The organism is Kaistella sp. PBT33-4, assembly GCF_029194425.1.
GTDB lineage: Bacteria > Bacteroidota > Bacteroidia > Flavobacteriales > Weeksellaceae > Marnyiella.
The window spans coordinates 331104-351031 of sequence record NZ_JARFYL010000002.1 but is presented as its reverse complement, the minus strand read 5'-3'; the positions used below and the strand labels follow the sequence as shown (position 1 = coordinate 351031).

General features: G+C 43.6%; 20 protein-coding genes. 12 read left to right on the top strand and 8 right to left on the bottom strand.

All coding sequences use genetic code 11. From position 1 onward, the window contains the following. Window positions 1-7: 7 nt before the first annotated feature. The 3 genes from tgt to P0M11_RS04605 are packed head-to-tail and all read right to left on the bottom strand — an operon-like array spanning window position 8 to window position 2233. Complete coding sequence (tgt, locus tag P0M11_RS04615) at window positions 8-1141, bottom strand: tRNA guanosine(34) transglycosylase Tgt (protein WP_275624649.1); 1134 nt, start codon at window positions 1139-1141, stop codon at window positions 8-10. A 1-nt stretch (window position 1142) separates the two neighbouring features. Next, window positions 1143-1511, bottom strand: coding sequence for a DUF4296 domain-containing protein (locus P0M11_RS04610; RefSeq protein WP_275624648.1), 369 nt, complete (start codon window positions 1509-1511; stop codon window positions 1143-1145). Window positions 1512-1516: 5 nt separating this feature from the next. After that, window positions 1517-2233, bottom strand: coding sequence for a polyprenol monophosphomannose synthase (locus P0M11_RS04605; protein WP_158063077.1), 717 nt, complete (start codon window positions 2231-2233; stop codon window positions 1517-1519). Between the two features lie 69 nt (window positions 2234-2302). Between P0M11_RS04605 and P0M11_RS04600 the strand changes: the two genes are divergently transcribed. From P0M11_RS04600 to P0M11_RS04585, 4 genes are all read left to right on the top strand, one after another. Continuing rightward, window positions 2303-2980 carry a DUF4271 domain-containing protein gene (locus tag P0M11_RS04600; protein ID WP_275624647.1) on the top strand — a complete coding sequence of 226 codons (678 nt, stop codon included), beginning with the start codon at window positions 2303-2305 and terminating at the stop codon, window positions 2978-2980. A gap of 12 nt (window positions 2981-2992) precedes the next feature. Beyond that, window positions 2993-3733: a uroporphyrinogen-III synthase gene (locus tag P0M11_RS04595; RefSeq protein ID WP_158063075.1), complete on the top strand. Its 741-nt coding sequence runs from the start codon at window positions 2993-2995 to the stop codon at window positions 3731-3733. Window positions 3734-3887: 154 nt separating this feature from the next. Continuing rightward, a complete protein-coding gene (locus tag P0M11_RS04590) occupies window positions 3888-5936 on the top strand; it encodes a S9 family peptidase (RefSeq protein ID WP_275624646.1) in 2049 nt (682 codons plus the stop codon). Further along, on the top strand, window positions 5933-6283 hold the full coding sequence (locus P0M11_RS04585) for a hypothetical protein (RefSeq protein WP_158063073.1): 351 nt from the start codon (window positions 5933-5935) through the stop codon (window positions 6281-6283). Before P0M11_RS04590 ends, P0M11_RS04585 begins: the two co-directional genes overlap by 4 nt. A gap of 20 nt (window positions 6284-6303) precedes the next feature. Here P0M11_RS04585 and P0M11_RS04580 read toward each other — a convergent pair whose 3' ends face one another. Continuing rightward, complete coding sequence (locus tag P0M11_RS04580) at window positions 6304-6789, bottom strand: SRPBCC domain-containing protein (RefSeq protein ID WP_275624645.1); 486 nt, start codon at window positions 6787-6789, stop codon at window positions 6304-6306. Between the two features lie 182 nt (window positions 6790-6971). Here P0M11_RS04580 and P0M11_RS04575 point away from each other — a divergent pair, with 182 nt between their 5' ends. Both P0M11_RS04575 and P0M11_RS04570 read left to right on the top strand, forming a co-directional pair. Then, window positions 6972-8519: a HAMP domain-containing sensor histidine kinase gene (locus tag P0M11_RS04575; protein WP_158063071.1), complete on the top strand. Its 1548-nt coding sequence runs from the start codon at window positions 6972-6974 to the stop codon at window positions 8517-8519. A gap of 30 nt (window positions 8520-8549) precedes the next feature. Further along, entirely contained in the window at window positions 8550-9236 is a 687-nt protein-coding gene (locus tag P0M11_RS04570; protein WP_158063070.1) for a response regulator transcription factor, read from the top strand. 82 nt (window positions 9237-9318) lie between these two features. On the opposite strand, the gene P0M11_RS04565 is transcribed toward P0M11_RS04570, so the two are convergent. Then, the gene (locus P0M11_RS04565) at window positions 9319-9696 is read right to left on the bottom strand and encodes a DUF3887 domain-containing protein (protein WP_158063069.1); all 378 of its coding nucleotides are present in this window, start codon (window positions 9694-9696) and stop codon (window positions 9319-9321) included. Between the two features lie 141 nt (window positions 9697-9837). Between P0M11_RS04565 and P0M11_RS04560 the strand changes: the two genes are divergently transcribed. The 3 genes from P0M11_RS04560 (at window position 9838) to P0M11_RS04550 (ending at window position 13623) form a co-directional block, all read left to right on the top strand. Further along, window positions 9838-10494, top strand: coding sequence for a hypothetical protein (locus P0M11_RS04560; protein WP_275624644.1), 657 nt, complete (start codon window positions 9838-9840; stop codon window positions 10492-10494). Window positions 10495-10516: 22 nt separating this feature from the next. After that, window positions 10517-10882: a hypothetical protein gene (locus P0M11_RS04555; protein WP_275624643.1), complete on the top strand. Its 366-nt coding sequence runs from the start codon at window positions 10517-10519 to the stop codon at window positions 10880-10882. A gap of 68 nt (window positions 10883-10950) precedes the next feature. After that, entirely contained in the window at window positions 10951-13623 is a 2673-nt protein-coding gene (locus tag P0M11_RS04550; protein WP_275624642.1) for a TonB-dependent receptor, read from the top strand. Window positions 13624-13694: 71 nt separating this feature from the next. Here the strand turns inward: P0M11_RS04550 and P0M11_RS04545 are convergent, their stop codons facing one another. Then, the gene (locus P0M11_RS04545) at window positions 13695-14444 is read right to left on the bottom strand and encodes a murein L,D-transpeptidase catalytic domain family protein (RefSeq protein WP_275624641.1); all 750 of its coding nucleotides are present in this window, start codon (window positions 14442-14444) and stop codon (window positions 13695-13697) included. A gap of 120 nt (window positions 14445-14564) precedes the next feature. Continuing rightward, complete coding sequence (msrB, locus tag P0M11_RS04540) at window positions 14565-15086, bottom strand: peptide-methionine (R)-S-oxide reductase MsrB (RefSeq protein ID WP_275624640.1); 522 nt, start codon at window positions 15084-15086, stop codon at window positions 14565-14567. Between the two features lie 142 nt (window positions 15087-15228). Between msrB and P0M11_RS04535 the strand changes: the two genes are divergently transcribed. Further along, the gene (locus P0M11_RS04535; RefSeq protein ID WP_275624639.1) at window positions 15229-16473 is read left to right on the top strand and encodes a DUF445 domain-containing protein; all 1245 of its coding nucleotides are present in this window, start codon (window positions 15229-15231) and stop codon (window positions 16471-16473) included. Window positions 16474-16490: 17 nt separating this feature from the next. Here the strand turns inward: P0M11_RS04535 and P0M11_RS04530 are convergent, their stop codons facing one another. Beyond that, window positions 16491-17513, bottom strand: a complete 1023-nt coding sequence (locus P0M11_RS04530) for a quinone-dependent dihydroorotate dehydrogenase (protein ID WP_275624638.1) — start codon at window positions 17511-17513, stop codon at window positions 16491-16493. Window positions 17514-17740: 227 nt separating this feature from the next. Between P0M11_RS04530 and P0M11_RS04525 the strand changes: the two genes are divergently transcribed. Together P0M11_RS04525 and P0M11_RS04520 are read left to right on the top strand one after the other, a co-directional pair. After that, on the top strand, window positions 17741-18220 hold the full coding sequence (locus tag P0M11_RS04525) for a hypothetical protein (RefSeq protein ID WP_275624637.1): 480 nt from the start codon (window positions 17741-17743) through the stop codon (window positions 18218-18220). A 131-nt stretch (window positions 18221-18351) separates the two neighbouring features. Further along, window positions 18352-19893, top strand: coding sequence for a glycine--tRNA ligase (locus tag P0M11_RS04520; protein ID WP_275624636.1), 1542 nt, complete (start codon window positions 18352-18354; stop codon window positions 19891-19893). Window positions 19894-19928: the final 35 nt, after the last annotated feature.

Below are 19928 nucleotides of genomic sequence, written 5' to 3'. Positions count from 1 at the left end.
TCAATATTTACAGGCGCTGGCGGAGTGCCGGCATTACGGAATCCTTCCACTGGTAGAAATCACCCGCAATAATATGCTCACGGGCTACTTTTACCAGATCCAGATAGAACGCGAGATTATGGATAGAGGCAATTTGCTTCGCCAGATATTCTTTGGAAACGAACAGATGTCTCACATAAGCTTTGCTGTATTCCCGGTCCACATAACTGGTTCCAAACTCATCCAGCGGCGAAAAATCATCTTTCCATTTCTGGTTTTTCATGTTCATAACACCATTCCAGGTGAAAAGCATTGCGTTTCGTGCGTTTCGGGTGGGCATTACACAATCCATCATATCTATACCGAGACCAATTGATTCCAGAATATTCCAGGGTGTGCCCACTCCCATAAGATACCTCGGCTTATCTTTGGGCAACACATCTGTAACGATATCAGTGATGCGGTACATCTCGTCCTCGGGTTCACCAACGGATAGTCCTCCAATGGCATTTCCCACAGCATTGCTTTCGGAAATGACCTCAGCAGAAATTTTACGTAAATCGGCATAGGTAGAACCCTGTACAATGGGAAAAAGATGTTGACGGTGCCCATACATTTCGGGATTATCTGCACACCAGTCTATGCATCTTTTTAACCAGCGGTGGGTGAGTTCCATAGATGTTTTTGCCTGGCTGTAACCGCAGGGATAAGGTGTACATTCATCAAAAGCCATGAAAATGTCGGCACCAATCTGTCTTTGGATCTCCATTGACTTTTCCGGAGAAATAAACTGCACGCTGCCGTCTATGTGAGATTTAAATTTCACTCCTTCTTCAGTCATCTTCCGTGAGGCAGCGAGCGAAAACACCTGATAACCTCCTGAATCGGTAAGTATTGGCAGTTCCCAGTTCATGAATTTATGAAGACCACCCGCCTTTGTCATAATGTCCATACCGGGTCTCAATAACAGGTGGTAGGTATTTCCTAAGATAATCTGGGCCTTGATATCGTCCTTTAATTCGCGCTGATGAACTGTCTTCACTGAGGCAACAGTTCCTACCGGCATAAAGATGGGAGTCTGTATCTGCCCGTGATCCGTGCTAAGTAAGCCCGCGCGTGCTTTTCCTTCTGACTTTTTATCTATTTGAAAAAATGGCTGCATATCAGTTACGAGGAATTTCTTCCACTTTATTTTTCTTAAGTTCTTTTTCAATAAAGGCTTCCGCCTTCGGATGACGTTTTTTAATAATCTCCTGCGATTCCTCTAAAACCGACTCCAGTTTACGGCTGCTGCCATAATATTTATAGCTGGCAGTAAAATCTGCTGCACTTACCTTATACTTTTGCAGTACAAGACGCGTGGCATTCTCCATATTACTGTTCTGTGTAACCCTCAACAGTTCTTCCTGTATGGTAATTTCTGCAACAATTTCAGCAATCTCATCTTCAGAAAGCAGATTTGCCGGCCTTTCCACATAATCTGAGCAGGAAAGGAAAAAACCAAACAGGCAAAAAAGGACCAACCGTTTCATCAGCATTACAATTTACCGATTAATGACTGCCACTTCAGATGCAGCACCCCGAATACGGCTTCACCTATGATTCCGCCATTCATCTTACTCTCTCCCTTTACACGGTTCATAAAAATGATGGGAACCTCAACGATCCTAAACCCTTTTTTATAGGCCCTGAATTTCATTTCTACCTGAAAGCCATAGCCTTTGAGATTGACATTATCCAGACCTATTTCCTCCAGCACTTTTCGGGAAAAACAGGCAAAGCCGGCCGTGGTGTCATGAACGGGAATACCCAGGATAAACCGGACATATTTGGAGGCACAATAGGAAAGCAGAACTCGCCCCATAGGCCAGTTTACCACATTAACCCCGTTGGAGTAGCGCGAACCCACGCTCATATCAGCCTGAAGACAGGCTTCAAACATTCGCGGCAGGTCCGCAGGATTATGCGAAAAATCCGCATCCATTTCAAATATATAGTCATACCCGTTCTGCAGAGCCCACCTGAATCCATGAATGTAGGCCTTGCCCAATCCATCCTTTACTTTCCTGATGCTTAGATGCAGGTGATGAGGATACTTTTCCTGCAGCTTTTTCACCAAACCGGCGGTTCCGTCGGGTGAGGAATCGTCTACCACCAGGACATGGAAATCCTGATCAAGAGCAAACACCGCAGCAATTATGGCTTCGATATTTTCCTGTTCATTGTAGGTAGGTATAATAACGAGTTTCTTCATTTCCGGGTGCAAAGATAGTGTAAAATCAAGACTGCATTATGTTTTTAAAATAATCCTATTTTTGCATAAATGTTCCAATTAACTGCAGTAACCGGGTTTACCAACCAACTTCGCCTCACCGAAAACCATGACTGGGTAATTGCTCTGCTGCTGGCATCATGCTTTCTTTACGTATTCATGCTGTCATCACTGCACAGGGGCATAAATCTTAAGCGGTTCCTGATGCAGGATTTCGCTGATGCCAGTAATGTTATCGTTACCTGGGCCATTGTATCTCTGGTACTTTGCCTGAGCGCCGCCGCACTGATCTCACAATATGTGCCCACCGTGCCCAGATTCCTTTCACTGCCCGGATTCTTAGGCGTACAGTTTAATAAATTTGGCTTTACATTCCTTGCCCTGATTCTGTTTTACCTTATAAAAGCGCTGCTGAGCTATCTGTTTTACCAGAGTGTAGGCTTCTCACGACGCTGGAACGCTTTCTGTTTCACTGCTACAAGGTTTTACTTTGTGCTTTCGCTGGTGCTTATGGGATTGTGTATCAGCCATTATTATTTTCCTATTGATAAAAGCGAAGCACTAATATATTACATTTCGTTTTTCGGTTTTGTTTTCATATTCAAAACGGTGTATTACATCTTCCACAAAAATCACATTTTGCCCAGTGAGTGGTATTATAAATTTTTGTATATTTGCACGCTCCAATTTATACCTGTTTTGGCGCTTTGGAAATTATTATTTTTTTAAACACAAATTAATATGAAGATCAAATCTATTCTTGTTTCTCAGCCGCCACCAAGTGAATCTTCACCTTATCTGGAAATGGCGAAGAAGGAAAAAATCAAAATAGATTTCCGTCCGTTCATTCATGTGGAAGGTCTGGACAACAAGGAACTCAGAACACAGAAGATTGACCTTGCTCAGTTTACGGGAATTATCTTTACGAGCAAAAACGCTATTGACCACTATTTCCGTCTTGCTGAAGAGATGCGCTTCAGCGTACCGGATTCTATGCGTTACATCTGCCAGAGTGAAGCTATTGCGAATTATCTTCAGAAACATATTGTTTACAGAAAAAGAAAGATCAGTTTTGGCGAAAAAACATTCGCCGACCTGGCACCTCTGTTCAAAAAGTTCCCTTCAGAGAAATACCTGCTGCCATCTTCGGATGTCTTAAGTCCGGATATACCTGTAATCCTGGACAAAGCAAACGTAGACTGGACCCGTGCCATCATGTACAGAACGGTTTGTTCCGACCTTACAGATATCTCCATACAGGACTACGATATGCTGGTATTCTTCAGTCCTCAGGGTATAAAGTCGCTTCATCAGAACTTTAAAGATTTCAAACAGGGCGAAACCAAGATCGCTGTTTTCGGCCCAACCACACAAAGTGCCGCTGAAGAAACCGGACTGATGGTCAATGTGATGGCTCCTACGAAGGAAACTCCTTCTATGACCATGGCAATAGAGAAGTACATCAGAAATATGAACAAATAATACCTTAGGTTATTATGCTGTATAATCCGTTCCTGGCTGGGACGGATTTTTTGTTAGATTGTGAACCACAGAACGGAGCCATACACAGCCACTGTCATAAGCAATGCCTGGCCTACCACGCGAAATAGTTATCTTTGAATCCTTTTATTACCAAATGAATATCCCACAAGCAAAGAAAATAGAAAAAATCCTCGAAATCCATGGTGACCGCCGTGTAGATCCTTATTTCTGGATGAACGAGAGAGATAATCCGGAAGTGACTGCTTATCTGCAGGCCGAGAATGAATATGCCGGGTTTGTGATGAAGGACACAGAAGAACTTCAGGAGGAACTTTACCGTGAAATGAAGGCCCGGTACAGAAAGGATGATGAATCCATTCCCTATTTCTTCAACGGGTATTGGTATATTGTACGGTATGAGAAAGGTAAGGAATATCCCATATTCTGCAGGAAACACCTCACCCTTGAAAGCCCGGAAGAGATTATGCTGGATGCCAACGAGCTTGCAGAAGGCCATGATTATTTTGACCTCGGAAGCGCCGCAGCCAGCCCTGATAACCGCCTGGGAGCCTACTCCACCGACACCGTGGGAAGGAGGATCTACACCATTCAGATAAAAGACCTCAACACGGGCAAACTCTTGCCTGACACCATTGAAAACTGTACGGGTAAAGCGGTATGGTCGGCAGACAACCAATATATCTTCTATATCCGAAAGGACGAAAACCTGCGCGCATACAAAGTGTTCCGGCACCGGATTGGAAGCAGCCCGGAAAACGATGAAGAAGTTTATCATGAGCAGGATGAGGCGTATGACGTAACCGTCTACAAAACAAAATCCCTTGAGTACATTTTCATAGGAAGTTCAAGCACGCTCTCAGACGAGCACCGGTTTATCTCTTCCAGCGACCCACTGGGTTCCTGGCAAATCCTTCAGTCCAGAACTGAAGACCTGGAATATTCTGTAGAACATTTTGGTGATGACTTTTATATAATCACCAATGCTGATGATGCCTTTAACTTTAAACTTGTTAAAACACCGGTAACCAAACCGGATATCAGCCACTGGAGGGATATTGTACCACACCGTGAGGATGTACTGCTGGAGGGCTTTGAAATTTTCAGGCATTTCATTGTGCTGGAAGAAAGGAAAGAAGGTCTGCTACGGCTTAAAGTGACCGATTCCCGGAACGGAGAAAGTCACTACCTGAAATTTTCTGACCCAACCTATACAGCATTTATAAGTCTCAACCTGGAGTTTGTCACCACTAAACTGCGTTATGGTTACACCTCCCTGACACAACCTACGACAGCCTACGAATACGATATGGAAGAGCGGACAACCACCTTGCTGAAGCAGCAGGAGGTAATGGGAGGAAACTTCAGCCCCGAAAACTATATTTCGGAAAGACTTTGGGCCAAATCACGGGATGGTGAAACTATGATCCCCGTTTCGCTGGTATACCATAAAGACACCGCTAAAAGCCCCGATACTCCATTGCTGATGTACGGTTACGGAAGTTATGGTCATACAGTAGACGCAGGTTTTTCTAACGTACGGTTATCCCTTCTGGACCGGGGTTTCATTTATGCCATTGCTCACATCCGCGGTGGCGAGTACCTGGGACGCGAATGGTACGAAGAAGGCCGGATGCTTAAGAAAAAGAACACCTTTTACGATTTTATCGATGTCGCGAAACATCTGATCTCAATAAAATACACGTCATCCAGGCACTTATATGCGATGGGCGGCTCGGCAGGAGGTTTACTCGTGGGTGCCGTAATCAATTTTGAACCGGAACTTTTCAACGGTGTAATTGCTCAGGTACCGTTTGTAGATGTTGTGACCACAATGCTGGACGAAACCATTCCGCTTACCACGGGAGAATATGATGAGTGGGGTAATCCAAATGAGAGTGAATATTACCATTATATGAAATCATACTCACCTTATGATAATGTGGAGGCCAGGAATTACCCAAACCTGCTTATCACAACAGGTCTTCACGATTCACAGGTACAGTATTGGGAGCCTGCCAAATGGACAGCGAAACTAAGAGAGCTGAAAACCGACAGCAATCTCCTTTTATTCAAAACCGACATGAGCTCGGGACACGGAGGTGCCAGCGGCCGCTTTGAGAGCCTGAAAGAAGACGCGCTGGAGTTTGCATTCTTACTAAAACTGGAAAAAAGAACATCATGAATAATTTGAGCGAAGCAGAGCTGTGGACCAAAGTTGAGAGTTTCTTTGTTGAAAATTTTGATACCGAAAAACATCCGTCGCTGGACACCATCCTTTTTCTGATCGGTGTTCAGGAACTGGGCAGCGGGCCGCAGAAATACACAAAAGATGATAAGCTCAACATCCTGCATATTGCGGTTTGCAGGTTACTTGAGCCATTTGGCTACTATAAATTCTCGCATTATGACAAAGAAGGCTTTCCGCATTTCAGTGAAGTGGAGGCATTACCCGAACTTAAGCCCAATGAGCAGCAACTGCTGATGAAAAAAGCCATCATCCAGTACTTTACAGACGAAGATCTGTTTTAAACGCTGCTTGCCTGCCTACCTCACTTCAGAGATCTTTCGAGATTATCCAAACCAGCTTTGAAACCTTCTTCAAAACCGGTTTGGATAATCTCTTCCATATCCTCCGCTGATCTGAAATGAAGATTTACGGTGAGCTTTGTACCTTCCTGCACGCCGGTGAAGCCTATCAGCCAGTCTACCACAGGTTTGTTGCTGTCCATATTGCCGGCAGAATCCGAAAAATAATCAGACCAGGCAATACTGCGGTGAAACATGATTTCATTGTAGCGAACTCCGGCATAATGGCGCTCACCTGCCGGTCCCACCATTGCATACTGCCATACACCCCCTTCCTTAAAGTCTAAACTCCCGGTTTCGCATTTCCAGGGAGTTGGTGCCCACCAGCGGTCCAAAAGTTCCTTGCGGGAAAAATGTTCCCATACAGCAGAAACATCCGCATTGAAAACCCGCATTATAAACATCGTGGCTGCATCACGGTCCGTCTGTACAATTGTTCTGTCTTTCATCCTGAGATATTTTTATGTCAAATTTAAACATTAGAATTCAAAACAATTATAACCATGCCGAAGCATTCACAATAAACCGTTAAAATGAGCGTTTTTAGGAAAATTTTATTATTATTCCAGCGCATTTTTTGCATTTACATTCTTAAAATCAGTAATTTTAACACCTGAAATTTAACGGGTTCATGAACAATAAATTTATTCCCATCATATCTGTTTTTATGACCATCTCTCTGGTGGTTTTTGTTGCGCTGCAGTTTTACTGGCTCAAAAGCTACTATGAAGCATTGGAACAGGATTTTTCGAATAAGGTGCACGCGGCATTGGAATCATCAGCCAAAAAAATGACGGATATAGAGGTTGAAAAGTATTATGCGCAGTATAAAAATCTGGACAAAGACGTCACTTCCAGCACTCAGCCCTCAATAACAGCCATCCAGCAGGTGGAGGATTCGGCCAGCCGTCGTACCATAACCTACTCCAAGAATATTATTGAAAATAAGGATATTCCCATTTCACACCGCGGCGACAGCCTGAAGGTGACCACTATGTACACCGATGAGGCACTTGTACGATTGCGTAGAGATTCCTCCGCGCCCGAACTTCTTACAGAAGACCTGAACAGGTCCATACAAAGCGGCGAATATACGCTTAGAGAGTTTGTGCAGCTTATAGGAATTAATCAGCCGGTGGAAAAACGTGTTGTGCCCGAAGTACTGGATTCTGTGATATCGCGGGAACTCCGCCTTAAGGGCATAGATACCAAATTCGGCTACGGAATTCTGGACAGCCGGAACAATCTGACTCCGGTAGCGAATGAGATCTTTAAAGTGGAGAAGAATGCCGACAGCTACACTTACCCCATTTTTTCCGACAGTAAAGACCGGACCATCTACAGCCTCTCCTTAGTATTTCCTAGAAAAGGCTATTCACTGGCCAAAAACAATCTTCCTATGCTGCTGGGAACTTTTATGTCTCTGCTCACCATCCTTGGAATCTACATTATTTCAATCAATTACATGATGAGGCAAAAAAAAATTGCTGAGGTTAAAACGGATTTCATCAATAACATGTCGCACGAGTTCAAGACGCCGCTGGCCACCATTTCGGTAGCTACAGATTCGCTGGCCAATGATAAAATTGCCACCAACCCGGAGAAGGTGAAGTATTATTCGCAGCTCATCAAACAGGAAAACCTGCGCATGAAAAAGCAGGTGGAAAATGTACTGAACATGAGCAAGCTGGAAAGAAACGAAGTACAGCTTTTCCTGAAGGAAACCAACCTGCGAAACCTCATCAAAGAAATTACCGAAAGTTTCGGCCTCATCATTGCACAGCGCAGCGGTACGCTGGAACAGGAGTTCACGGCAGACCGATATATTGTGAAAGTGGACGAATTCCATATATCCAATGCACTGATCAACCTTCTGGACAATGCCAATAAGTATTCGCCGGAAACACCTCAGATAAATGTAAAGACCAAAAATGAAGGAAACTGGTATGTAATTGAAATTTCAGACAAAGGTATTGGTTTGGATGTGGACAACAACAAACGGATTTTTGATAAGTTCTTCAGAGAGGAAACAGGTAACATCCACAATGTGAAAGGTCAGGGCTTAGGTCTGTCCTACGTAAAGAAAATCATTGAACTCCATAAAGGACAGGTTCTGGTAGAATCGCGTAAAGGAAAAGGAAGTACTTTCACCATAAAACTACCTATGAATCATGTATAAAACACAGTAAAACAATAAAAAACAAATAAAATGAATAACAGGATCCTACTGGTAGAAGACGACCAAAGTTTTGGCGCAGTTCTGAAGGACTACTTAACCATCAATAACTTCGAGGTGACCCTTGCAGTGGATGGAGAGCAGGGTTTGAAGGAATTTACCGAGAATGAATTCGACATTTGCATCTTTGATGTGATGATGCCAAAAAAAGACGGCTTCTCACTCGCCGAAGACGTGAAGAAGATAGACAAGAACACACCCATCATTTTCCTTACTGCCAAAAACCTCCGGGAAGATATCCTGAAGGGGTATCAGTTGGGAGCTGATGATTATATTACAAAACCTTTTGATACAGAATTACTGCTTTACAAGATCAAGGCCATCCTGCAGCGCAGCGCAGCGGTAGAAAATGACGAACAGGAACAGTTCAAGATCAGTAATATTTTCTTCGATTCCATGTTGAGGCAACTCCGCGTGGGCGATGAAGAATATAAACTTTCACCAAAGGAAAACGAACTCCTGAAGCTACTTTGTCAGCACCGAAACGATTTCATGCCGCGGGATCTGGCACTCAGGAAAATCTGGAAAAAGGAAAATTATTTTACAGCACGCAGTATGGACGTCTATATCGCTAAACTGCGGAAGCTGCTTCGCGATGATGAGGGTCTTGAGATCATTAACGTACACGGCGAGGGTTTCCGCCTGCTGGTAAAAAACTAATCCTTCAATATTATTATTATAAACACCTCGCAGTCCAGTACTGCGAGGTGTTTTTGCTGTTTGTCTTTTTTAAATTACGGTCTTACTTCTTACTTTCGGCTGCAAATTCTTTATGAGGTACGAAATAAAAGCCTGCAATTTTATTCTCTTTGTTAAAGGTGACCTGAACATCCAGACTGGTCTTTTCAAATTCAGAATAAAAATAATAGGTATCCTCCTCATTGTTTACATCAAGGATTTTTTTGAAAGCTCCGGTCTGACCCGTGATCTGAGAGCCCAATTCTTTAAATTCGGACGGCGGAAGCTGTTCTTTAATCGTTGAGTCAAACATTGCATACGCCCTTTCACTTTCATTATCTGAGAACATGGATTTCACAAAATCCTGACCTAAACTTTTCCTGTCCTGAGAAAACAACACCACAGAAAAGACCATAAAGATCAATACAAATACATTTTTCATAAGTACTTTAGTTTTATTTTAGCTGCAAATGTAAATTTTTCAAGCTGTAAACCGTTCAAAATACGAGAATTTTACAAAAAACAAACAGATACTGCAAAGTCAGCAGAATTTCCTATTTTTGCTGAATCAGAAGATAACAACATGAAAATTAGTACACTATTTATAATCGCAAGTATTCTGGCCCTCAACTCCTGTAACAAAGACCAGAAGCCCACTTATCTTAAGGATTCAAACACTGCAGCTTCCACAAACAGCAAAGCTGATGCAGCAAAGGCCCAAGCCTCAAATATGCTGTTACCTGCAGGTGGAACGGCATCGGTACCCGGCGTGGCACAGAACACCGCCGGAGCACAGCAAACAGCACCCGGCACCAACCCTCCACACGGACAGCCCGGACATAAATGCGAGATTCCTGTAGGTGCACCACTTAATTCTGCCGCAAAAAGCCCTGCTGCTCAGCAGTCCATTACTGTAGATCCTAATTCGGCGAAGAAAGATCCCGCGGCTTATAATGTAACACCACCACCTACTACCGCTCCCGGCATGAACCCGCCACACGGCCAACCCGGCCACAGGTGCGATATCTCCGTTGGGGCACCGCTTAACAGCCCTGCCAAAAGTACTACAGGCACGGCGACACCTGCCAGCATAGTTCCCGCCACTGGTACACCAGACCCAATGGCGTATAACGTTGCAAACAAACCGGCAGCTGCGACCACCGGAAAAGCGGGTCTTAACCCTGCCCATGGCCAGCCCGGACACAGATGTGATATCGCCGTAGGCGCACCTTTAAAATAAATTGCCTAATTTTGTGCCTTAAATGGCAGGGAAACTTCACATACTGATTTTAATTTTCTGTTTGGGTATTTTTGTAATGCCTAAGCAGAACCTCTTTGCTCAACTCCTCCAGCAGGACTGCTGCTCTGTTTCCGGTTCCGCAGACTGCTGTCCCTCTCCTGAAAGTGATAGCAAGCCTTGTCATAGTGGAGAAAAAAAATCCTGTGGAGGTGACTGTACGAGCTGCAAATCCTGCTCCACTACCACGGTTTTTGCCTCCATTGCACCGGACATTAAGGTAACAGATAACACCTTATCCGCTGCAGACAACAGCAAGGCCTTTAGCTATTTAAGCCCCGAACTTTCCGATGCCGCAGCCAAAATCTGGCAACCTCCTAAAATAGGTTAATTATCCGATTCTATGCCCAAGGTACGTTCACTGGGCAAATTCTCTTTTAATTAATCTAAATTTTTACGATGAAAACTTTATTAAAAAGTGTTCTGATTATATCCCTTTTCTTCACTCAGTTATTAAATGCCCAAACCATTACCGAATCCACCTTCAAAGTAAAAGGTGAATGTGGTATGTGTAAAGACAGAATAGAAACCACCGCAAAGAGCGCCGGTGCGGCATCCGCCAACTGGAACGCCAACACCCAAACGCTGAGTGTAAAATACGACGCTGCCAGGGTTACAGGAGATACGATACTTAAAAAAGTCGCCGAGGTTGGTCACGACAATGAAAAATATACCGCTCCCGACTCAGTGTACAGTAACCTTCCCGGCTGCTGCCTGTACGAAAGGACACCTTCGTTCCTGACGACCAACATAGAACCGCAAGCCAGTGTTTCCGCCTTACCTGCGAATACATTTTTTGTAAAAGGAAACTGTGGTTCATGCAAAGCCAGGATTGAAAAGGCCGCCAAAGACGCCGGCGCCACAACTGCGGACTGGAATTCTGAGACCCAGACTGTGGTGCTCAATTTTGACCCATCAAAAACATCTTCAGACATTATTCTGCAGAAAATTGCAGAGGCTGGTCACGACAATGAAAAATTCCTGGCAAAGGATTCTGTGTATAATGCTTTGCCCGCATGCTGCCTCTACGACCGCGAACTGGCTTTTGGTGTAAAGAGTGATCTGGTTCACAGCGATGAACAGCAAGCTCCCAAGGATTTTACCCAGCATAAGGACCATATTGACCATGATATAGACGGTGTCCTGATCACCAAGAAGGAAGAAGCAACTTCACTAAGCCGCAAATCTGCCGGTCTAACCTTTAACATTGGCCAAAAAGAATTGCTGAAGGCGGCCTGCTGCAACCTATCAGAAAGTTTTGAAACGAATGCAACTGTAGATGTTTCTTTCAGTAATGCTGTTTCCGGCACAAAACAGCTGAAAATGTTAGGTCTGGACCAGAAGTACACCTCGCTCACAAGGGAACTGCTGCCCTCAATACGTGGTTTGGCCTCACCTTACGGACTTAACTTGATTCCAGGCCGGTGGATCGGCGGCATACAGCTGACTAAAGGCGGAAGTACGGTAACCAACGGATATGAAAGTATAACCGGACAAATCAATACTGAATTCCTGAAGTTCCAGACAACTCCGGAAACAGCTCTTAATTTCTTTGGCGATGTCAACGGCAGGTTTGAAACTAATATCACATCAACAAGCGCGCTTACCGGCCAATGGAATCAGACAGTACTTCTGCACGGAAATGCAACTGTAGCAAAAATGGACACAAATGACGACGGCTTCCTGGATCAGCCCACAGGCAATCAGATCAATGCCGCTTATTTACTTAATTACAATGACCTGGAAAATTCGGGACTGGGAACGCACTTCGGAATAAGTTTCGTTAAGGATCAGCGACACGGTGGACAGAAAGACTATGACAGACATACTGACCAGTCTCAGCAGAGTTTTTACGGAATCGGAATTGACCTGGCTAAATTTGATATCTGGAACAAGACGGGGTATGTTTTTGAAGGCAAACCTTACCAAAGTATCGGCTGGATGAACCAGTACAGCCATCACGAACAGGACAGTTTCTTCGGAAACAGGAATTATTTGGGCAAGCAAAGCACCTTTTATTCCAATCTGATTTTTGAAAGCATCTTGGGAAACACCAACCACAAATACAAAGCCGGTGCGAGTTTCCTGTTTGATAAATTTGATGAAGTATATCTTCAGGAGGGCTATAGCCGCACAGAAACTGTTCCCGGACTCTTCCTGGAATACACCCTAACAGGAGAAAAATATACTTTGGTGGCCGGGGCCAGAGCCGATTTTCACAATCTGGCCGGAACGCAGTTCACACCGCGTGTTAATTTTAAATATGACTTTACACCGAAGACCATACTTCGTCTTTCGGCCGGAAGAGGATTCCGCACAGCGAATGTCTTTGCTGAAAACCAGCAGTATTTTGCGTCCAACAGGCAAATCGAAATACTGGGAAATGGCGGTAAGATATATGACCTGAAGCCTGAAACTGCATGGAATTACGGTGCCAGCCTACAGCAGGAATTTAACCTTTTCAGCAGGAAAGCTACTTTGGTAGCTGATTTCTTCCGCACGGACTTCCAGAATCAGGTCCTGACAGACCTTGACGTATCTCCACAGAAAATTGTATTCTATAATCTGAACGGAAAATCCTTTGCCAACAGTTTCCAGACCCAGCTGGACTTTTCACCGGCTAAAAACCTGGACCTTCGTCTGGCTTACAAATACTATGATGTGCAGGCAGATTATCTGGAAGGCAGAAGAAACATACCTTTTATGGCTAAGAACAGAGGGTTTTTTAATGCCTCGTACAGCACCGCTGCCAATGAAAAAAAAGCTTTCTGGGCTTTCGATACCACACTTCAGTACGTGGGAAAACAAGACCTGCCGAACCTCTCATCCAATCCTGCACAATTTCAGCTGGCGCGCAGATCAGACCCTTTCATGACGCTGAATGCGCAGATTTCGCGTGACTTCTCGGAAAACATCAGAGTTTACGTGGGCGGCGAAAACCTGACATCATTTACCCAGGACAATCCCATTATTGATGCCTCCAATCCTTTTGGAAATTATTTTGACGGCGGAATGGTGTACGCACCCATTATGCCGGCAAATTTTTATTTAGGCCTCGACCTCAAATTCTGATAGTAGTTTGGGTAATAAAAAAAGGGAAGTCAGCATACGCCGGCTTCCCTTTTTATTATGTATTATAGCAGTTATGCCTTAAGCCATTCAGAAGATTCCAGATATGTTTGGTCCGGATAGTAGATGAAGAGCACATTCTGACCTTTTATGGTGTTGATTATAGGTTCCGCCAGTTCACGTGCCACGGCGGGGCAGCCCCAACTGCGGCCAATCCTGTTCTGTGCCTTAATGAATTCCTCACTAATATAATCGGCACCATGCATTACGATGGCACGTTTGTACGCGTTGTCGTTGTAGCCTTTATCCATCCCGATCAGCTTCAGCGAGTAACCGTTAGAACCATTGTAAGTAGATTCCGTAATATAAAAACCCATGCTGCTTTGCAGTGAACTTTCGGTGTTCGAGAATTTTGTCGCAAATTCTTCTCCTGTATTCTTTCCGTGGGCTACCAACTCATTGAAAAGAACCTTTTTAGAATTCATGTCAATAACCCACAATCTTTTCTTTGTTGATGAAAGTGAGAAATCACAAACGGTCAGAATGCCCGCACCGTTATCAAGTTTTCCGGCTTTCATTAAGTTTGAATATCCCTGAAAAGCCTTCCCGAAAACTTCTTCATTCATCTTATTGCCACTTCCGAAGTCGATTGTCTTGTAGAGTTCAGCTGCAGCATCAACATTCAGTACAGGTGAATTTTCACTTTCGGACGAAAGCGGCACAGGATTTTCAATAGTATTGTCATCAGAAACTTCGCGGGTATCTCTGTAAAAGGAGGTGGTCAGTATAAAGGTGGCTGAGACAGCCAGAAGTAAATTACGCATATTATTATGTTAAATTGATTGGTGCGGCAAAATTACATAACAATATCCTTCAGGAAGTTACATCCCAAAAGTTTAACTCTAATTAAGAGAATTTAACAGCTTTTGCGCTACATTTTGTTATTATTTTTGGGAGTCACCTACAAATTCAAGGCTCACAGAATTCATACAATATCTCATCCCTGTCGGTGGCGGACCGTCGTTAAAGACATGACCCAAGTGTGAATCGCAGCGTTTACAAACCACCTCAATCCTTTCCATCCCATGACTGGAGTCACGGTTATAAGCCACTCCCTCCTTATCAGCCTCAAAAAAACTTGGCCAGCCACAGGTAGACGAGAATTTAGAATCCGAACGGAAAAGATGATTACCGCAAACAGCACAGTAATAATCACCCAGCTCATCAAATTCATTATATTTCCCGGTAAAAGGTCTTTCCGTATCGGCTTCGCGGGCAATTGCATACAGGTCGGGTGGCAGGATCTTTTTCCATTCGGCGTTTGTGACGGTAAGTTTTGTACGGTCTGTTCTGGAGTAATAAGGATTTTCGGGAGTATTTTGCATAACTTTAGTATTTTCGGATTGGTTTAACTGTGTACACATCTGAAGGTTAATCAGAAAGAGCAGGAAAAGCAAAGGTTTCATTCTGTTCAAAATATCTTCAAAATTAGGTATAAATATTAAAACGGCTTCAGTAAAATACTTGCGGTCAAATTTGCCGGTACATTATAGTATCGGCATGTTAATAGCAGCACTGCTTTCAGTAGGATTTACATAAATTTGAGATATGAACGATCACCTAAAACGTAAGCAGCTGCGGAAATATAAAATGTTTGCCACCGGACTGTTTGTATTAATGGCCGTCGTATTTGTAATTACGACCGTGCTGGAAAAGCAGAATCCAGCCCACTGGATAGGCTATATCCGGGCCTTCTCTGAGGCAGCTATGGTGGGTGCACTCGCCGACTGGTTCGCGGTTACCGCACTATTCCATCATCCCCTCGGACTTAAGATCCCACATACCAACCTGATTCAAAACAGTAAAGAGCGCATTGGTGATAATCTTGGGACCTTTGTGGTCTCAAACTTCCTGTCACCTCAAAACATACGCCCTTATATTCAGAAAATCAGGATCTCAAATATTGCGGGAGAGTGGCTGTCAAAAGAGAAAAACCAGCGAAACCTCGTTGCTGAACTTTCAAAAATGGTTCTTAACATCTTGCATAAACTGGATGATGACGCAGCGGCAGAACTTATCGCAAAAAAGGCGAGGGAAATGACCAACGACCTGAAAATAAACCGCATAGTTGGCAGCGGAATAGAATATTTAGTTGAGAAGGAAGATCACCAGAAAATGATCACGGGTCTTGCCAAACAGATAAAGGAATATGTACTGACCAACCAGCAAATAGTGAAGGAGAGGGTACAGAAAGAAAGCTATTTCCTTATTCCAAAATTCGTTGATGATACAATTGCGGATAAAATTACCAACGGGCTTTCAAAATTCTTCGAAGAGGTTGAAAATAATCCGGGACACTCCTTACGTGCAGAAATTACGGCTAAACTTTTTGCCTTTTCTGAGGAGGTCCAGTCCGAGAAGAAATGGGAAGATGAGTTCCGCAATATTAAGAATGACTTCCTCACAGATGTGAAACTCAAGGAGTATTCAGCAGATATCTGGCGTTCGATAAAACAGTCTTTAACACAGGAATTGGAGGAAGAAGATTCGGCCCTGAAACGCTACCTGACGAAAAACCTGTCTGAACTGTCCCAAAATCTTCAGACCGACGAGAAACTACAGTATAAAATCGATCATTGGGTGCGCGTTACGGCCTACAAATACATCCTGAAGAATACGCACCAGGCGTCACATCTTATCAGTTCTACTGTGGGCAATTGGGAAGGCAGAGAACTAAGCGAAAAACTTGAACTGGAAGTAGGAAAAGACCTTCAGTTTATACGTGTAAACGGAACACTGGTGGGAGGTCTGGTGGGACTGATTATTTATACTGTAAGCAACTTTTTTATCTGATTTGCGAACAGCAAGCTTTAAGACATAAGTTCCTTTTCTTGTTCCAGAAGTTTAGTGTTAATCTCATGGATCAGTTCAGGTCCCTCATAAATGAAACCGGTATACAGTTGTACCAGGCTTGCGCCGGCTTCCAGTTTTTCCAAAGCATCCTCAGCGGAATGAATACCACCCACACCGATAATTGGAAATGCTTTATTGCTTTTTTCGGAGAGGAAACGTATCACCTCAGTCGAACGCTTGGTGAGCGGTTTGCCTGAAAGACCCCCACTTTCAACTTTGTTGTCAGATCTCAAACCTTCACGCGAAAGAGTCGTGTTGGTGGCAATTACTCCCGCAATTCCGGTTATCTTTACTATATCGATGATATCCATTAGTTGATCATCAGTAAGATCAGGCGCGATTTTCAGCAAAATTGGCTTGGGTTTTTCCTTAGCAACATTCAGGGTTTGAAGTTCACTTAAAAGTTTAGTTAAAGGCTCCTTATCCTGCAAAGCTCGTAAATTGGGCGTATTGGGTGAACTTACATTTACGACAAAATAATCTACATAAGGGAAAAGCTTTTCAAAACAGATAATATAGTCATTGACGGCTTCTTCGTTGGGCGTGATTTTATTCTTTCCGATATTACCGCCAATAAGCACGTTTTTATTTTTCTTCAGACGTTCCACCGCAGCATCTACACCACCGTTATTAAAACCCATCCGGTTAATGATTGCCGAATCTTCCTTTAGTCTGAATAATCTCTTCTTAGGATTTCCATCCTGAGGCTTGGGAGTCAGCGTTCCTATTTCAATAAAGCCAAAACCGAGATCTGAAAGTTCGGAGAACATTTTCGCATCCTTATCAAAGCCCGCGGCCAAACCTACAGGATTTTTAAATTTTAATCCAAAAACCTCCCTTTCAAGACGCTTGTCTACAATTGGTTTCGGAAATACAATTGAAGTCAGAAATTTAAAATTCTTCAAAACAGAGAACGTAAAATAATGAACTTCTTCAGGGTCAAATTTGAATAATAAAGGGCGGATAAAGCTTTTATACATGCGAAAATTTTGAAACACAAAAATAGGGTTTTTTGCTCTATCCGTGCAGCTAACACCCCACCCTCCTGTCTTATAATAACGGAAAGGCAGCAGTATATGAGCAAGCCACCAATCCTGCAATCCACTAATTCGAAAAAATAGTTGCTGAAACTGACATAAGTCGGCCGGAATTATCTCAATTCAATTGAACAAAACACTATTTTTGCCGCAAAATAAAACTAAACACCATGAAAAAAATGATTCTCTTCGGGATGATGCTCAGCTTCACACTCGGGACCGCACAGGTTACAATGGAAAAAAACAAATTAGTTAAGGATGGACAAACCTACAAATTGAAAGAATTCCGTAGTGTATTTAAAGACCCCAACGCTGCAAGCACTTTCCACAAAGCCAGAACAAATGCTGCCGTATCCAATGTGTTCAGCTATGCCGGTGGCTTCCTGATCGGTTTCGGTATCGTACCCGCGCTCTCCGGCAAAAAGACCGAGGTTAGAAATGGAGTGGTATACGAAAATAAACCATCCCGAGGCTGGGCTGTTGTAGGGATTGGTGCGGGCCTGGTGGGAGTTGGAATCCCCTTTGCCTATGCTGCAGACAAGCAGGCAAAAAAGGCTTTAGCTTTAGAGAATGGTGAGTCCACAGCATTCCGGCCACATTTCAAACTGGAATCGGCAGGTACTGGAGTAGCATTAAGCTATAATTTCTGATTAATGATAATATAAGTTTTGAGACGGGTTTTTCACCCGTCTTTTTCATTCGTAAAAGGTTAGGATCCCTCATTTCCGACGCCGGTCAAACAGAAATAATTCCCTATTTTTGCGCCAAATAATTAATAATCATGGCCAAACAGGAAGATGTTTTCAAGAAACTGATCTCACATGCGAAAGAATATGGTTTTATATTCCCATCCAGTGAGATATATGACGGACTCTCAGCAATTTACGATTACGGACAGAACGGTACGGAACTGAAAAACAACATCAAACAGTATTGGTGGAAGGCCATGGTGCAGATGAATGAAAATATCGTGGGTATTGACTCCGCGATCTTCATGCATCCCACAATATGGAAAGCCTCCGGCCATGTGGATGCTTTCAATGATCCTTTGATCGATAATAAGGACTCTAAAAAACGCTTCAGAGCCGATGTTTTGCTGGAAGATTACTGTGCGAAACTCGAAGAAAAAGCGCAGAAAGAAATTGATAAGGCCGCAAAAAGATTTGGTGATGCTTTCGACAAGAACGAATTTGAAACCACGAACGGTCGTGTTCTGGAATACCGCGACAAGCAGAAAACAATTCTTTCCAGAATGGCAAAATCATTGGAAAATGAAGATTTGGCGGATGTAAAAGCTTTGATCGAGGAACTTGAGATCGCTGATCCGGATACAGGTTCCAAAAACTGGACAGATGTGCGCCAGTTCAATTTAATGTTCGGAACCAAATTAGGCGCTTCCGCAGATTCGGCCACTGATTTATACTTAAGACCTGAAACGGCGCAGGGAATTTTCGTGAACTTCCTGAACGTTCAGAAAACGTCACGGCATAAACTTCCATTCGGCATTGCACAGATTGGCAAAGCCTTCCGTAATGAAATCGTAGCCAGACAGTTCATCTTCAGAATGCGCGAATTCGAACAGATGGAAATGCAGTTCTTCGTACCACCGGGAACTGAACTCGGTTTCTACGAAGAATGGAAACAGAAACGTTTGAATTGGCACCTGGCTTTAGGTCTGGGCGCAGATAACTATAAATTCCATGACCACGAAAAGCTGGCGCATTACGCAAATGCCGCGGCAGATATTGAATTCAAATTCCCGTTCGGATTTAAGGAACTGGAAGGCATTCACTCCAGAACCGATTTCGATCTGAAAGCGCATGAGCAGCATTCCGGCAGAAAACTGCAGTATTTTGATTCCGAAAGAAACGAGAATTACATTCCCTATGTAGTAGAAACTTCGGTTGGTCTGGACCGTTTGTTCCTTGCGGTTTTCTCAAACTCACTGAAAGAGGAAGTTTTGGAAGACGGTTCGGAAAGAACAGTTCTTTCACTTCCGCCGGCGCTGGCTCCGGTAAAAGCGGCTATCTTACCTTTGATGAAGAAAGACGGCCTTGGTGAATATGGTGAGAAAATCTTTAATGACCTGAAATTCGATTTCAATATGATTTATGAAGATAAGGACAGTATCGGTAAGCGTTACCGCCGTCAGGACGCGATAGGTACGCCGTTCTGTATCACGATTGACCACGACACGCTTACTGACCACACAGTAACACTTAGAGACCGCGATACGATGCAGCAGGAAAGAGTTCCGGTGGCAGATTTGCGCCGGATCATCGACGAGAAGACTAATTTCAGAAACCTGCTTAGCAAGATCTAACCGACTGTTTCCGGGCGAAAAAACAATAAGGGTTC